Consider the following 16014-nt stretch of genomic DNA (forward strand, 5'->3'; position numbering starts at 1 on the left):
TGTCCTGCCCAGTGTGGCTGCCTTGCCCGCGCCGGTTGCGACGCCGGCAGGCAACAGCATGCTGCCCGCCGAGGGCAGCAGCTTGTCGGCGACGGCGCCCTTGTTGCGTGCAAGCATCTGCATGGCGCTGACGTTCGGGTCGGCCCAGTCGACCTGGAAGTTGTGCTCCTGTGCCTTGGAGCGGTCGCTGCCCACCATGTCCTTGATGATCTGCGCGCGGGCAGCCATCGAGTCTGAAAAATCCTTGCCCACGGCATCGCCGGTGGCCAGGCGCACGATGTCGGCGCCCCCTTTCGCGGCGGTGGGGCCCATCTGCAAGGCCCCTGACAGCGCGTCTTGCGCAACCGACAGGGGGGTCATCGCGTGCACCGGGACCTTGGCGGCGTGGCGGGGGGCCTGCTGCACCGTGGACCCCAGTGCCTTTACCTCCTGCCCTGGCGCGACGCCAGCGGCGGCGCCTTCGCGGGCTGCGCGCCGTGCGAAGTCGGGGTGCTCGCCCTTGGCGATCAGCGTCCTCGTACGCCCTTCGACACGGGGATCGAACAAGGCCGCCGTCGGCGATTCCGCAAAGATGCCCTTGTCCGCCTGCGCGAATTGCGCGGCCCTTTCGCGTGCGAGCTGGCCTTGCCATCCGGGCAGGGCTTGCATGCGTTGGCGGTCCTGCGGGCTGGCGGCGTCCCAGGCGTTGTTGGCGGCCTTGCGTGTTTCGGGCCGCAGCGGCAAATCGCGGGAGGGCAGGTCTGCCACTGGCAACGCCGTGCGCTCAAAGACGCTGCCTGCGCTGGGTGGCGCGGCTTGGCCGGCAGCAGGTTCGGACTGGCTGGCCACCCAGTGTGCTGCAGCCCCGGTGCCCGGCAGCATCCGAGCCAGGGTCTTGGTGCCCGATGCCAGCTGATTCTTGACCTCATCCACCACGGGCTTTTGCGCTGCCGGGGCCGGGCGGTACAGCATGTTGCGCGGGGCGTCGGCGGAGCCCAGCCGGCCGTCTGGCGGGGCAGGGGGCTGGTCTGGCCTTGCCGCTTGCGGTGGCGGCGCCCCTGGCACGGGCGTGCTTGCCGGGAGCCGCGCAGGCCCTGGCCTTCTTCCGCTTGGCGATACGAGGCCAGGGCCTGAGCGTAGTCGCCGCCAAAGGCCTCCAGGCGCGAGCGCAGCGAGGCTGCGGTGTCGAAAATGGAATCGACCGAGCTGCCAGGGCCCAGCGCGCGCAGCACACCGGCATTCACCCCGTATTCGCGCGCGGCGGCATCCAGGGCCGCGTCAAGAGGTACTGGGCCGGGCGGCATGGGGGCGGGCGGGTCCGCAGGCCAGGCTGTCCAGGGTGTGGTGTCGTCATCGGGGGCGTAAGCCCCCCAGGCCTCGTCTTGCGAGGCCAGTTGGTACAGGTTCATGGAAGGGCTCCGCGCAGCGACCGTGGTTTGGAACCTGTCGTGAACAGGTTCTTGAGGTCTGCCACTGTGTCGCGCGCACGGGGGGCGTGCACAGCTGCGGCATATATGCAGGGCACGGCGTGGCATGCCGTGGGCCCTGCCATGGGCTTCTTTTCCGGCAGGCTTGGTCACGCCCAGAGACATGTCCACCTTGTGTGCTGACCCAGGCCGAAAGCCGGGTCATGGCACTACCGCCCAAAACCCAATACCTGCTCAACCGGCCCGGTTTTGCGCCCTGAAAGACTGCGTGTGCGCCTTGCCCGCCGCCGGCAGTGTGCGGCGGGCCGAGCTGGGCGCGGGCGTGCACGCGGTAAGCGATGTCTACGACGCCCTGGGCACGGTGCGCTGGCGGACTGGCGGGCGAGCGGCTACAGCGTGTGGTCGCTGTATGCGGCCTACCCGATCACGCCACACCTCAAGCTGGCGCTGAACATCGACAACCTCTTCGACCGGGGCTGCGAAGCCGATCGCCGCCGCCGAATTGCTGCGCGAGAAGCACACGGCCTACGACGTGGAGGTCTTTGAACAGCATTTTCAGCGGGCGTAGGCCGGGGCTCGCCGCCGCCTGGGCCTGGCGCCGCAGCCTGTGCGGGCAGGCGGGTGGGCAAGACAGCGTCTACTGCGCCACCACCACCCAGGCAAAACCCAGCACGATGCAGGCAATCCCGCCCACGAAGGCGGCGCTGCGGTCCGTGAGTACCCGTTGCCCATCACGCACAAAAGTCAGTGCGCCCGCTGCGCCGTGGATGCGGCCTTCGTTGTCGCCGCACTCGCCGCGCCAGCGCCCCAAGGTCAGTACATAGACAACTGCCTTGCCCGTGTAGAGGAAGACATAGTTGACCAGGACGTAGACAAACAGCTCAAGGAAGCCCTCCATGGGTGTGCGTACTCCTGTTGCAAGGCGGCCAGGCCGGGTGCCGGCCGGTCCTCGCATGGTAGCGCAGCCGCAGTTGCCGCAGCAGCACCCACCCTGTCATCCGACCGCCCAAAGCGCGGCGCCCGCATGCTGGCCGCCGTGGACGGCCCCGCGTGCCTGGCGGTGGCCAGAAGGCCTCGCCCGATCCTTTCCAGACTTTGCTTTTCGCCGCCTGCCGCATGGCGTGACCCTGGCGTTGCGGGCGAATGCTTGAGGCGGATGCAACTGCCCCCAGGCCGCGGTCAGTAGGCTGCGCTCACCGAGGCCCGCGTGCGTAGCTGTCCCTTGCGGCCGTCCAGGGTGTAGAGCACCGTCACGCCCACCTCGTCGTTCGTGCCCACTGCCACCGGGCAGCCTGCGGCAACGCCGGCCAGCACCGTTTCCTGCTTCATCCCGGCCGGCACGGCTTGGCCTGGCTGGAGGATGCGCTGCATGATCCAGTCCGTATCGGTTGTCAGGCGCTCCTGGCGGTATTGCTCGCGGATGGGGAACTCCATGCCCGTGCCGCTGGTGTTCTGCACCCGCACGCTGGTGGCGACCAGCCCTTTGGGCAAGCCGTTCGCACCGCCGCGAATGGCAAAGGGCACCAGGAAGTCGCTGCACGGGCTGGGGATCCGGTCCGTGAAGATGACGCCGGGCATGAGGTTGAGGTAGGGCGCGGCCTGCAGCTGCAGGCCGCTTTTCTCGCCTTCCTCCTGGCGTGCCTCGCTCAGCCAGCGGTCCAGCGGCCCCAGGTCGAGCAGCCGGCCCTCGCTGATGGGCCCCAGGTACAGCAGGTGCGGCGTGCCATGGGCGTTGACGCCCAGCGTGTGGCCGCCCGGGTACTGGCGCAAGTGGAGCTGGGTATTGCCCGGATCCGGATCGGTGGATGCCTGGGCCTGGAAGGTCCCGGGCATGGCCTTTTCGGCCCAGTCCAGCACCTGGGCTGCATCGCTGGCAGCGCCCAGGCCTTTGACGGCCAGGGGTGCGAACGAGCCCGGTGGGCGGCAGATGGCGATGTCGACGATGGGCCCCCACGAAGCAGGGTGCTCCGGGTAGGTGCCGCCCAGTGTGCCGCAGATGCCGTTGCCCCAACCCGTGCCCTGGCCCCAGCACTGCACATAGCCGCCGTGCAGGGCCACGCAGGCCGCCGTCTGCCCGGCGCTGATGGCGGTGGCAGTGGTGATGCCGGTGACCAGCCCGGTGGCGGCACCCCCCAGGGCCGTGCCCAATTGGCCATTGGTGTTGTTGCCCCAGCACCTCACGGTGCCATTGACCAGCAGGGCGCAGCTGAAGCCGTTGCCCACGGCGACGGCCTTGGCCGCCGCGCCCAGGTTCGCCACCTCGACCGGGCTGCGCTGGATGTCGCTGCCGGCCGGCGTGCCCAACTGACCATGGCTGTTGCGCCCCCAGCACGACACCTTGCCCTGCGCGCGCAGCACGCAGGCGTGGCCGTCGAAGAGCGCGACCTCGCGTGCATCGGTGATGCCGGGCACGGTGCGCGCCACGCGGGGTTCGTCCAGGCCGCCCGAGAGCTCGCTGCCCAGGCCGACGCAGACGACCTTGGCGTCCCACTGCACCACGCAGGTGACGCCCTGGCCGGCCGCGAGGTGCGCGGCCTTGTTCAGCCCCGCCACCGCGATGGGCGCTGCCGAGCTGGCGGCACTGCCGGCGCCCAGTTGCCCCCGGCTGCCGTCGCCCCAGCAGTAGGCATGGTTGTCGAGCAGGGCGCAGGCGTGCGTTGCGCCCACGGCCAGCTGCGTGAAGCGCCACATTCCTCCCACGCCCGGGCCGGCGGTGGTGGGGGCGTTGACCCCCAGTTGCGAAAAATCATTGTTGCCCCAGCAGCGCACGGTGCGGCCCGCCATCAGGGCGCAGCTGAACTCGCGCCCCGCCCGCACGTCGATCACCGTGTCGGGCGCCTGGTCCTGCATGGGCAGGCTGCCCCAGCAGGTGGGCTGGTGGGTGTCGGATACCGAGCAGCCGTGGCTGTGGCCCACGCTGATCGTGGTGGCCATGGATGCCGACGGCGTGAATACTGTGGTCAATAACAGGGCAGCGGTGGCAAACAGCTTCTGCAGAAGCTGTGGGGCGTGGAATATGCTGTTCATGGGAAGTCCTTCAGGGATGCCACGGGCCGATGGGTAAGCTGGTGAGCAGCAAGGGGCGTGTCGCTTTTTTTGCACGGAGCCGTGCTACACGGTTGGGCTCGGGATGACCTTGACGCGGGTGCGCAACTGCCCTTTTTTATTGCCGAGGGTGTAGAAAACGACCACATCCACGGTCTGTCCCAAAAGGTCAAACTTCGGGCAAGCATCCGTGCGGCCGAACAGCACGGGCTCTTCTTTCATCCCTGGGGGAATGGGCTCGCCCTCCCGGCGCATGCGTTGGGAAATCCAGTCTGTTTCGGAGGTCAGCACCGTCATGCGGTAGCGTTCCTGGACTGGGAACTCCATGAAGCCAGCGTCGCTTTCCACACGCACCGAGGTTGTTTTCAAGTCGGCTGGCAAACCGTTCACGCCACCCTTGATGGCGTGGGGAAGCACAAACCCATTGCATACATTGCCAAAGCTGATCTGGTGAATGATCGGCATCGCCTGTAGTTGCAGGCCACTCTTTTGGCCCTCGTCCTGGGTCGCTTTGCGCAGCCATTGGTACAAGGGCCCCAGATCGGCCATTTGCCCTGCGGTCAGGGGGCCTGCGTAGACGAGGTGCGGGGTTCCATGGCCGTTGATAGCCAACTGGTGGCCGCCTGGATACTCGCGCACGTAGAAATTGTCGATGTGCTCTGGCACGGTGGCTGTTGTCTGGGCAGTGAAGGTCTGCGGCATGGTTTTCTCGGCCCATTCCAGCACCTGGGCCGCGTCGCGCGCCGGGCCCAGGCCCTGGACCGCCATGGGCGCGGCCGAGCCCGGCACGCGGCAGATCGGGAGGTCGGGGTAAAGGCCGTAGGAGGCGGGAACACCCGGGTACAGCCCGCCTGGCACGCGACAGTAGGCGCTGCTCCAGCCTGTGCCTTCGCCCCAGCACTGCACATAGCCGCCTTCGAGCGCTGCACAGGCGGCGGTTTTTCCCGCGCTGATGGCGGTGGCATCGGTGATGCCGATGACCAGGCCGGTGGACGGAGTGGCGGTGTCGGGGCCCAGGCCGGTGCCCAATTGGCCATTGAAATGGGTGCCCCAGCATTTGACGGTGCCGTTGACGAGCAGGGCGCAGGTGTAGCCATTGCCTGCAGCCACGGACTTGGCCGCAGCGCCCAGGCCCGGGACCTCGACCGGGGTTGTGAGCGGGCCGCTGCCTGCGGGTACGCCCAGCTCGCCGTAGCGGTTGTTGCCCCAGCAGGAGACCTGACCTGCCACACGCAGCACGCAGGCGTGGCCGTCGAAGATAGATACCTCCAGTGCGTCGGTGATGCCGGGCACCGTTCGCGGCGTGCGTGGTTCCACATCAGCGCCCGCCAGGCCGCTGCCCGCGCCGACGCAGACGACGCTCCGGTCTGATCGCACCATGCAGGTGGCAGCATTGCCTGCCGCAATGTGTGAGATGCCCCTCAAGCCCGCCAGCACAGTGGCCTTGGCCACCGTGGTTCGGGCGGGCTCGCCCATCTGGCCCTGGCTGGCGTCGCCCCAGCAGTACGGTGCGCCGTAGGACAGTGCGCAGGCGTGCCGGGCCCCCACAGCGATCTGCTGCGCCTGCTCGGGCCCGCGCGCCCATTGGCCTTCGGGGTTGGTGGCCGATTCGCCCAGTTGCGAGAAGTCATTGTTGCCCCAGCATTTGACGATGCCGTTCAGCCGCGCGCAGCTGAAGTCGCGGCCCACCTGCACGTCCCTCACTGTAATGGTGCCCAGGGTAGGCAGTGGCAGGCTGCCCCAGCAGGTCACTTGATTGGTATCGGCCACCGAGCAGCCGTGCCCGTAGCCCATGCTCACGGTGGTGGCCATCGATGCCGAGGGCACAAAGGCAGCGGGCAGCGCCAGCGCAACGATGGCCAATGCCCTGCGCACCAGCCGTGGTGCACGCACCGGGGTGTGTCTGTCGTCCATGGTCCTCAACCTCTCGGGATGCTTTTGGGCGATTCTAGGAACGCGGCTTCCCCGGCGCGTGTGGCTGCGGTCACAGGCTTGGTGTAACGAAATGCGGCAGATGAGCCGGCTGCGGCGCTGCCGTGGCCCGCCCGACACGCACGCAGCGCCCTAGAATTCCCCCCAAAACACCGGCACCGCCGCGTTCTTGGGAGGGACCTACCGATGAGTTACACCCTGCAGCTGTGGGAAAAACCCGCCGATTGGCCGTGGCCGACCACCAAGAAGGAGGCCGACGCGCAGTTCGAGCGCGTCAGCGACAGCCCGCCGCCAGGGCAGAACCCCAAGTTCCTGGAGTGGGGCCGGGCGCTGCAGGAGCGCTACCCCGAAGCGATGGACGTGTGGCTGGACGGCAGCGAGGACGGTGTCACCGACGATGCCACGCTGGGTTTTGGCATCAACACCCGCACGGAGCATTGGGATGCGGCCTTCAACCTGGCTTGGGAGCAGGCCACCCGGCTGGGCCTGAACCTGTACGACCCGCAAAGCGGCGTGCACTACCTGGGCAATGGCGACACGCCCGAGGAGCCGGACCTGCAGGTCCGGCGCGCAGAGCAGGCGCGCGAGGCGGGTGATCTGGACACCGCCTGGGCCGAGTACCGCCACCATGCCGCGCGCGGCAATCCGCATGCCCAGTACGCGCTGGGCCGGGCGCTGCGCTTCGGCACGCTGGACCGGCGCCGCCACTTCGAACTGGCGGCCGCGCTGCAGATGATGGGCGCCTACGACCAGGCCACGCGCGCGGATGCGCAGGCCTTCTACGAGCGCTTCCCGGACGATGCCAAGGGGCGCATCCAGACCCTGCATGCGCGGCTCAAGTCCGCATCGGGTTCGCTGCTGCTGTCCATCATCGACAGCGAACGCAAGGCGTTGGACGAGGCCTTTGCGCGCACCGAGCAGATGATGCTCTACAGCCGAAAGCGCATCGAGGCCTCCGACGGCCTGGAGGCTGCGGCCCTGCAGGGCCACGAGGTGGCGGCCTTCCAGCGCGCGCTGGAGGCGGTGATCGGCTGGGAGCAGCCCAATTTCGAGAACGCGCGCTATTGGTGCCAGCGCGCCGTGGATTGGGACCACGAGCCCGCCAAGCGCCTGTTCGCGCTGATGCACGAGCGCGGTTGGGGCGGCCCGGTGGACATGGCCCTGGCCGCCAAGTGGAACGCCGCGGCCCAAGAGCAGCGGCAGCAGGAGCAAAGGCAGCGCCAGGCGAAGGAAGCGGCCGCATCCCCCGGCGGGCTGAGCCTGGCGCCCCTGGAGCCGGCCGCGCACGCGACCGCTCCCGTCGTGTGGACCGGTTCGGTCGCGCGCGACCTGGTGGGCTGGTTTGCGCGCGAGGGCAACCCGCATGCGGCCTACCATATGGGCACGCTGGACGAGCACGGCCGCGACGGCGGCGCGGTGAACCTGGCCCTGGCGCGCGACTGGTATGCCCAGGCGGCCGAGGCCGGCCACGCCGACGCGACCTACAACCTGGGGGTGGCCATCGAGAACGGCAGCGGCGGGCCCAGGGATAGGCTGGTGGCCCAGGCGCTCTTCATGCTGGCCAACACGCGCGGCACCACCGTGCGCGTGGACGCCCTGAAGATCGCGCCAAACGAACAAGGCCCTGTGCGCGCGCTGGTCGCGGCCCTGCGCGAACCCGGCCGCCTGCGCGCCGTGCTGCGCGAGAAGGGTTTGCAGGCTGGCGCCGGCAGCGCGGCAGGGCGGGGCGTTGCGCCCGCCGCTTCCGCCGTCGCAGGTGCGGCCAGCGGTGCAGCGATGGCAGGGTTGTCGGGCACCGACTGGGGCCGTGCTGGCGGCGGTGCCGCACCGCCGCAGGGTGGTGCATCGCCGTCGCCATCCTCCCCGCCCAGGCCCTCGCGCAACCGCGCCGACGAAGAAGACGATGAGGAGAACGGCACCCGCCGGGCCGGGGCGCGCCGCAGCGATGCATCCCGCAAGGGCACCTCTGTGCACCTGGGCCACCTGGGCCTGGTCATCGGCGCGGCCAGCGTGGTGCTGCTCATCGCCTCGGGCAAATCCGGCCCGAGCTTTCGCACGGGCATGTACATCCTGGGCTTGATCGCCGCCTTCGGCGCCTGGCGCACGGGGCGCGATTTCGACTGGGGCCCGGCCGCGCGCGCCCTGGTGGCCGCGGTGGCGGCCATCCCGCTGGTGGGCATGGCCGTGTGCATCTGGATGCTGATGAAGTCGTTTCGCGGGCGGGATTGAACCACCTGGGCTGCCCTGAGGCAACCCGGCACATGCATGCCCGGGCGCCGCAGCGCCGGGGATGCGTTCATTCAGGCCGGGATCAGGCCAGTGCCTTGCCGAATGTGGCGAGCAGGCGTGCCCAGGCGCGGTCGGCCTGGGCGGCGTCGTAGACCCGCGTATCAGGCGGGCACCAGCCGTGCGCGGCGGGGTAGACCTCCACCTCGGCCTGCAGCTTGGCGCTCTCGAACGCGGTGCGCAGGCTGGTCTTGGACTCGGGGTCCTTGGTGTCGTCGTTCTCGGCAATCGCAATCAGGTACTGCGCCTTGGTCTGCGCCACCAGGCGGTGGGGGCTGTCGGGCGCTGGCGTCACCATGGCGGCGCCATGGAAGCTCGCCACGGCACCCACGCGGCCCGCTGCCACCGTGGCCGTGCGCACTGCAATCGGCCCGCCCATGCAGTAGCCGGTGGTACCGATCTTGCGCGCCTTGTCCACCTCGGCCTGGGCGTCGAGCCAGGCCACGAAGGTCTTGCCGTCGCTCAGGTGCATGGCCGGCGTCAGGGCCTGCATCAGCGGCATCACCTCGGCAATCGGCGTCTGGCCGCCCTGTGGCGCGGTGGGCGCCTTCTTCTGCCGGTAGAAGGGGTTGACGACGAGCACGCTGTAACCCGACTCCGCCAGGCGCTTGCCCATCTGCCGGAAGGCCGGGCGCAGGCCGAATATGTCGGGCCATACCAGCACGCCGGGGGCCGGGCCAGAGGTCGGGGCGACGAAGTAGGCATCGCAGCTGCCGTCCGGCGTGGTGATGGTCACGTCACGCTCGGCCACCGCTGCGGCGTTGGCCACCGCCGGCAAGGTGGTCAGCAAACCGGCGGAAGCCGCCCACGCGGTGAAGTCGCGGCGGGTGTACTTGTGGAGATCGTCGTTGGAATCGCACATGGTAGGTCCAGCTCCTTTTCGGTCAAAACAAAACAGTTGCGGCAGGGCGTGCCATGGTACGTGACAAACATGAATGCTGCAGGCGTTTTGGCGCCGTTGCGCGGTGCCTTGAGGGCTGCCCAAATCACCCACAAACTGCATGGCAAACGCGGAATTGGCCGATTCCGGGGCTGCGCTTACGATGGTTGCGAGGGATTTTTTCCATCCAACAAACAAGAACGACCAGAACATGAGAGACAGGCTCCGCCCGGGAGCCTCCCTGCTGCCTGCGGCCAGTAATGCACCGCCTGGCAAGGCGCTTCGCACAGGGGAGGTGACGCCACTGACCAGCAGCGCCCATGCCGGCGCTCAGCCAAGCCGTCGTAAAAGCCCGCAGGAACTGGCCGCCCGGCAGCGGTATGCCGAGCTGCAGGTGCTGGACCAGATCCGCAGTGGCATGGGTGATGCCTATGCCTCGCGGGCGCGGCAGGCCCGGTTGAACCGGCTGCAGCGCGAAAGGCTTTCCGCCAGGAAGCTGCTGGCTTACCGCTTCGCGATTCCCGCCGTTGTAGCGCTGGTGTTTGTGCTTGGCGGCGTGTATGTCGAGCTGTCCCTGGGCGGGGGCTTCCGGGTCTTCGGCAGCGCCGCGTTGCGCGCTGCCATGCCTTGGGTGGTGGGTGCCCTGGTCCCGGTCTTCGTCTGGGCATTCTTTCGCTTTGAACGGGTCTTGCCCGAGCTGGCGCAAACCATTCCTGGCGCGTTCTTCCGCACGGTGATCGCGTACCCTTTCCTGGCGTTGATGTGCGCAGCAGCGATGGCCGCTGCGCTCTGGGGCTGGGTGGCTTACCTGGGGTGGATGGCCGGCACGCCGCAGCGCGTGGACGCGCGCGTGGTCTCGGTCGAAGTGCTGCGCAACTATGTTCCCTGCGGCCAGCATGCGCGCCTGGAGTTCCGTGGCACGGTTGCACGCATCTGCGTGGAGGATCGCCTGGCAGCCAAGGGCAATTGTTTGTGGTGCTGGCACCGGTATGCGCGGTGGGCCTGTATCTCCATGAAAGATCGACCGGGTCGATTCGAGCGCAGTACCCTACAGGGTTTGTGCGCTGGGTTTTCTTGTATCCCACGATGGTGGTGTTCATGGCGGGCTTTTTGATTTCCATCCCATGGGGATGGGCGGCCCTGCTGGGGTGGACCTTCGGCGCGCCTTCGCGCGTGGATGTGCGTGTCGCCTCGGTGCAGGTGCACGATGCAAGGAAGCGCAACTGCGATCAATCTGCCCGGCTTGAATTCAAGGGCGCTACGGCCCGCATCTGCCTGGATGGCCGACTTGCGGGAGCGGTGCCAGCAGCGGGCGATACGGTCGCTGTATCTGGCCGCGTTTCGCGGCTGGGCCTGCATGTGCAGCAGGTGCACGGCCGATGACCGGGCCTACTGGGCGCCTCACCGCGAGCAGTCGCGCCGCGCCGGGCCGGCGCTTTTCGGCAGCATCAGGCTGGTAAAGAGCGAGGCGGCCTGCCTGTATGGCTAGGCCTACGGCCAGCGCGGCAACATGTGCACGGCACGCACCACATGTGATTTCTGACCCGAGGCCAGGACTCGGGACTTGTTCTCAGGACGTCTCCAACACCTTGGCCCGCGCCCGCACCTGCCCCGCTTGCCCGTCGATGGTGAAATACAGCACCAGCTCCACGTCGGCGTCCCCGCGGATGATGGTGGCGGGACAGCCCGAGGCACGGCCCCTGTAAACGTCGGGTGATGGGGTGTATTGACTTTCCTCTGTCACGTTGGGCACATCCACATAGGTGTCGCCTTTGAGCAGCCGGATCGAGGTCGGCTTGAATCCGGCGGGCAGGGTATGGCCAGGGGTGGGGCTCACCATGAACCAGACATACAGGTTGTTGCAACTGGTCTGGGACGACTTGCCAAAGAAGTCCACGTTGACCGATACATGCTGCAGCTGCAAGCTGTTGCTGATGGGCGGCGTGACGGGCTGGGAGGCACGGGCTTGCCGTGCCCAGTGGGCAAGGCGGCCCAGGTCGCGCAGCTGGCCGCCGCTGTCGGGGCCCAGGTACATCAGGTGCGGGGTGCCGTGGCCGTTGACGGCGAGGTAGGTGTTGCCCGGGTAGGCGCGGACCAGGTAGTTTCCGATGCGACCGGGCAACGAGGGGAGGTTGAACTGGGGTGGAAAAGTCCTTGGAAGGCTGGCCTCTGCCCAGTCCAGCACCATGTTCGCATCGGCCAGCGGGCCAAGATCCTGCACTGCGTAGGGCGTGGCAGACACTCTACTGAAGCAGGCAGCGAGATTGGAAGTGGGATGGCTGTACTGCACGCCCGGGTAGTAAGCCCCTGCAGTATCGCACAGGCCGTCGCCGCGGCCGATGCCGGTGCCCCAGCAGTTGACATAGCCGCCGTCGAGTACCGCGCAGGCGTGTGTGGCGCCTGTGCTGATGGCGGTGGCATCGGTGATGCCCAGCACATTGCCCGTTTCCGGCGCGGCTGAATCACGGTGGTAGCCGATGCCCAACTGTGCGCCGGCGTTGCCGCCCCAGCATTTCACCGTTCCGTCGGTGAGCACGGCGCAGCTGTATCCGGGGCCCACGGCAACGGCCTTGGCCGCACCGCCCAGGCCCTGCACCTCCACCGGTGCGGTCACCGGCGTGGCACTGGCCGGCGTACCCAGCTCCCCCTGGGCATTGCTGCCCCAGCAGGCGATGGCGCCGGTCTTGCGCAGCACACAGGCGTGGCCGTCGAAGAGGGCCACGTCCACCGCATCGCCGATGCCCGGCACCCGCGTGCCCGTGCCGGGCGCGGGGGCCATGCCGCCCGGCGCGGTGAGCTGCGGGCTGCCGGTGCCGTAGCACCACACGCTGCCATCGCGCTTGACCGCGCAGGTGCTGCCGTTGCCGGCGGCCACACGGGTCACGTCGTACAGGCCTTCGGCATACGAGGCCTGGGCCGATGGCGTGGCGCTCACCGGCGCGCCGCGCTGGCCCCGGCTGCCATCGCCCCAGCAGTACACAACAGCGCCGCTGAGCGCGCAGGCATGGGTGGCGCCCACCGCCAACTGGGTGGCCTGCCGCACGCCTGCGATGGCCTGGCCCGGTGTGTCAGCCGTGGCCGGGCCGAACGAGAGGCTGCCCATGCTGCCCCAGCAGCTCACGGTTTCGTCCTTGCGCAGCGCGCAGTTGAAGCCCTTGCCCGCGCGCAGGTCGGCAATGCCTGCGCTGCTGGTCCTGGCCAGCGGCACGGCGCCCCAGCACTGGGCGACCCAGTCGTTGGAGACGGAGCACGAGGTGTCGTAGCCGGTGCTGAGCGTGGTGGCTTGGGCCGGCGCAGCGGCCAGAAGCAATAGGCTGGCGAGCAGGGCCCCAAGCCAGAGGAGGGGAGCTGGGAAGGTGTTGCGCATGGCGGCCGTTTTATCAGCTTTGCTGCCGTATGCACACACAAAAAAACACCTGGTCACGAATGGCCTGGCGCCCAGGCGCGGCACAATGCCGACCGGAATTTCCGTTTGCAAACCCTTCAATCCAAGCTGTCCCATGACGACCGAGCCCGTGCGCTAGCAACTGGTCCTCCAGTTTCCCGGCAGCTACTTCACCTCGCTGGACTAGGTGCATGCCTTTGAAGACCGCCTGATCGCCTGCATGCCTAAGAACGTGTTTACGATCTTTACGGGGCCGTGCGCAGTTGATAGCTCGGCTATCAACAAGTGCCGCAACGCCGCAGACCGCCCGGCAAGGCACTTGCCCGAAGGTTGGGGCGAAATCGGGCGATTGGACGCCCCGGCTGCTTGCATGGGCACGAGCCCATGCGGCGCACCCGAAGCATCCACTCATCCCGATTGCACCCCAACGCGGCCTCGCAAAGATCGTAAACACGTTCTAAACCTGCGATGTCGATGGACACGATGTCGGTTGGGGCACCGTCAACTTCTTCATCTACAGCGGCTATCCCAATGCGGCTTCCGGACCTTCAGGAAGTACCTGGGCACGCGCAAGGTGGATAAGAAGCTGCGGGTGGCGTTCCGCCAAGCCACGGGCGAGGACTTCACCAACCTGTGGCCCAAGAAAGACCCGCGGCCCTTCCACTACTCGCACGACTGAGCTTGCACCGGCCCGCAGCGGGCCGAGGGCGCGCCAGCACCCATTGCATTGCTGCACCCCATGCACGGCTCAACTGCAGCCAGCCCGATTGCTGGCGCGGGCACGCATGCCTACTCTTGGCGGATCCCAACCGCAAAAAGCAGGAAAGCCCGCATGGCACAGCAGCAACAACAGGTCGTCGTCATCCACGCAACCGGCGCCCCCGAGGTGATGCACCTTGAACAATTCACGGACATCCAGTCTCCCGGCCCTGGCGAGGTCTGGCTCACCCAGGCCGCCATCGGCGTGAACCCGCTCGATGTGAGCCAGCGCAAGGGTGCGGTGCGCATCGCCTTGCCCTCGGGCCTGGGGCTCGAAGGGGCGGGCACGGTGGCGGCCATTGGCACGGGAGTGACGAATGTCGCCGCGGGCGACCGCGTGGCCTATGCCACGGGGCCGCTCGGGGCCTATGCGAGTGCGCGGCGCTTCCCGGCGGACCGGCTGGTGAAGCTGCCGGATGCGCTGTCGTTCGACGACGCGGCGGCCGTGCTGTTCAAGGGCATCACGGTGCAGTACCTGCTCAAGACGACGTACGCCGTGGGGCCGGGCACGCGCATCGTGCTCTACGGGGCGGCGGGCGGGCTGGGGCAGATCATGGCGGCCTGGGCGCGGCACTTGGGGGCCTTCGTGATCGGCGTGGTGTCCAAGGCCGAGAGCGTGGAGCGCGCGCGGGCCGCGGGCTGCCACGAGGTCTTCGTCTTCGACCCGGCCACGCTGGCCGCGCAGGTGAAGCAGGCCACAGGGGGCCAGGGCGCAGACGTGGTGTACGACCCCATCGGCCGCGTGTCGCTGGAGGCCTCGCTCGACAGCCTGCGCCCGCGCGGGCTGTTCGTGTCGTTCGGCGCACTCTCGGGCGCGCCGGCGCCCATCGACATGGGCACGCTCAATGCCAAGGGCTCGCTGTTTGCCACGCGCCCCTCGCTGGCGGCGCACACCGCCATGGCGGCCGAGTACCAGGAGCGGGCGCGCGACGTGCTCGATGCGGTGGCGGCCGGCATCGTCCGGCCCCAGGTTTGGCGCCGCTACCCGCTGGCCGAAGTGGCGCAGGCGCATGCGGACCTGGAGCAGGGGCGTTCTCAGGGCGCGATTGTGCTGGTGCCTTGACTGGGCGGGATGGGGCATGGCGTACAGTCCCCGTGACTGCTTTGCGAATACCCCATGGACCTGCTCGACAGCCAACACGCCGATGAACTTGCCACGCTGCTCGCACTGCATGCCGAGGGCTCGTTCGCGGCTGCAGGGCGGGCGCTGAACAAGCACCCCTCTGTCCTCTCCAAGCGCCTGGCCGCGCTGGAAGCACGCCTGGGCGTGCGCCTGGTGGAGCGCACCACGCGCCAGCTGCGCTTTACCGACGATGGGCTGCGCCTGGTCGAGAAAGTGCGCCATGCCGCGCTCTTGATCGCCGAGGCCGAGAAAGAGGCCGCGCAGGGCGCGCGCGAGGTGCGTGGGCGCCTGCGCCTTTCCATGCCCGCTGCGATGGGGCGAAGGTGGCTGGGGCCTGTTAGCCCTATTTTCGGGGATCGCGTTGCCCGGCCTGGGGGCTGGATTCTAGTCACCCGTGCGCAGCAAGGTGTGCACCTTGCAAGCGCGGGCAACGCCGCAGACGGCCCCCAGGCCGGGCAACCCGAAGGGAAGGCCCTTGCCGGCGCGCCACTCGTCGTTGCGCTCCTTGCCTGTGCACATGCACACGCGGCGTCGCGTGCCTAGATTGGCACGCCGACAAGGGCCTTCGCGACCCCGAAAATAGGGCTAACAGGCCCCACCTCATGGTCGCGGGCTTTGCCATGGCCCACCCCGAGGTGCTGGTGAAGGTGGAGTACGCCGAGCGCTTTGTCGATGTGGTGGCCGAGCACTTCGACGCAGCCATCCGCATCGGCGAGCTGGAAGACAGCCGCCTGGTCGCCACACGGCTGTGCGAGCACCGCCGCATCCTGTGCGCGGCGCCGGCCTACCTGCAGCGCCATGGCACGCCGCAGGTGCCGGGCGATCTTGCGCAGCACAACTGCCTGGGCTTCACGGGGTTGCGCTCGTACCCCGAATGGCGCCTCACGCGCGATGGTGTGACCGAATCGGTGCAGATACAGGGCACCCTCATCAGCAACGACAACGAGGCCCTGCAGGCCGCCGCGCGCCTGGGCCTGGGCATCATGGCCGCGGGCGATTGGCTGGTCAGTCCCGACATCGCTGCAGGCCACCTGGTGCCGGTGCTGGCACCCTGGGGGCTCAATGCGCATGCCGGCATCTACCTGGTGCGGCCTTCGGGGCGCTTCAGCACGGCGGCCATGGCCGCGTTCAAGGCGTGGATGGTGGGGCAGTTCGCGCAGGGGGCGCCGTGGCGGTTGTGATGAATACGCCATGGAGC

General features: G+C 68.4%; 9 protein-coding genes and 3 pseudogenes. 6 read left to right on the plus strand and 6 right to left on the minus strand.

Going from position 1 to position 16014, the window contains the following annotated elements; genetic code table 11:
- From ACK59X_RS16375 to ACK59X_RS16390, 4 genes and pseudogenes are all read right to left on the minus strand, one after another.
- A pseudogene (locus ACK59X_RS16375) lies at positions 1–951 on the minus strand (hypothetical protein); the annotation flags it as partial.
- Positions 952–2043: 1092 nt separating this feature from the next.
- Positions 2044–2304 carry a hypothetical protein gene (locus ACK59X_RS16380; protein ID WP_409958828.1) on the minus strand — a complete coding sequence of 87 codons (261 nt, stop codon included), beginning with the start codon at positions 2302–2304 and terminating at the stop codon, positions 2044–2046.
- Between the two features lie 281 nt (positions 2305–2585).
- Positions 2586–4433 (minus strand): RCC1 domain-containing protein, encoded by a 1848-nt coding sequence (locus ACK59X_RS16385; protein ID WP_409958830.1) that lies wholly within the window; start codon positions 4431–4433, stop codon positions 2586–2588.
- An 84-nt stretch (positions 4434–4517) separates the two neighbouring features.
- Entirely contained in the window at positions 4518–6365 is a 1848-nt protein-coding gene (locus tag ACK59X_RS16390) for an RCC1 domain-containing protein (RefSeq protein ID WP_409958832.1), read from the minus strand.
- A gap of 204 nt (positions 6366–6569) precedes the next feature.
- Between ACK59X_RS16390 and ACK59X_RS16395 the strand changes: the two genes are divergently transcribed.
- Positions 6570–8612: a tetratricopeptide repeat protein gene (locus ACK59X_RS16395; RefSeq protein WP_409958834.1), complete on the plus strand. Its 2043-nt coding sequence runs from the start codon at positions 6570–6572 to the stop codon at positions 8610–8612.
- An 82-nt stretch (positions 8613–8694) separates the two neighbouring features.
- On the opposite strand, the gene ACK59X_RS16400 is transcribed toward ACK59X_RS16395, so the two are convergent.
- On the minus strand, positions 8695–9531 hold the full coding sequence (locus tag ACK59X_RS16400; protein WP_409958836.1) for a dienelactone hydrolase family protein: 837 nt from the start codon (positions 9529–9531) through the stop codon (positions 8695–8697).
- Between the two features lie 139 nt (positions 9532–9670).
- Between ACK59X_RS16400 and ACK59X_RS16405 the strand changes: the two genes are divergently transcribed.
- Both ACK59X_RS16405 and ACK59X_RS16410 read left to right on the plus strand, forming a co-directional pair.
- Entirely contained in the window at positions 9671–10663 is a 993-nt protein-coding gene (locus tag ACK59X_RS16405) for a hypothetical protein (RefSeq protein ID WP_409958838.1), read from the plus strand.
- Positions 10648–10932: a hypothetical protein gene (locus tag ACK59X_RS16410; protein WP_409958840.1), complete on the plus strand. Its 285-nt coding sequence runs from the start codon at positions 10648–10650 to the stop codon at positions 10930–10932. Before ACK59X_RS16405 ends, ACK59X_RS16410 begins: the two co-directional genes overlap by 16 nt.
- Before the next feature lie 187 nt (positions 10933–11119).
- Here ACK59X_RS16410 and ACK59X_RS16415 read toward each other — a convergent pair whose 3' ends face one another.
- Entirely contained in the window at positions 11120–12916 is a 1797-nt protein-coding gene (locus ACK59X_RS16415; protein ID WP_409958842.1) for an RCC1 domain-containing protein, read from the minus strand.
- 850 nt (positions 12917–13766) lie between these two features.
- Between ACK59X_RS16415 and ACK59X_RS16420 the strand changes: the two genes are divergently transcribed.
- The 3 genes and pseudogenes from ACK59X_RS16420 to ACK59X_RS16430 all read left to right on the plus strand — a co-directional run.
- Positions 13767–14756, plus strand: coding sequence for a quinone oxidoreductase family protein (locus ACK59X_RS16420; protein WP_409958844.1), 990 nt, complete (start codon positions 13767–13769; stop codon positions 14754–14756).
- A gap of 54 nt (positions 14757–14810) precedes the next feature.
- Positions 14811–15155, plus strand: a pseudogene (locus ACK59X_RS16425) (LysR family transcriptional regulator); the annotation flags it as partial.
- A gap of 266 nt (positions 15156–15421) precedes the next feature.
- A pseudogene (locus tag ACK59X_RS16430) lies at positions 15422–15997 on the plus strand (substrate binding domain-containing protein); the annotation flags it as partial.
- Positions 15998–16014 lie beyond the last annotated feature (17 nt).

It is taken from the genome of Acidovorax sp. (assembly GCF_046339755.1).
GTDB lineage: Bacteria > Pseudomonadota > Gammaproteobacteria > Burkholderiales > Burkholderiaceae_C > Acidovorax.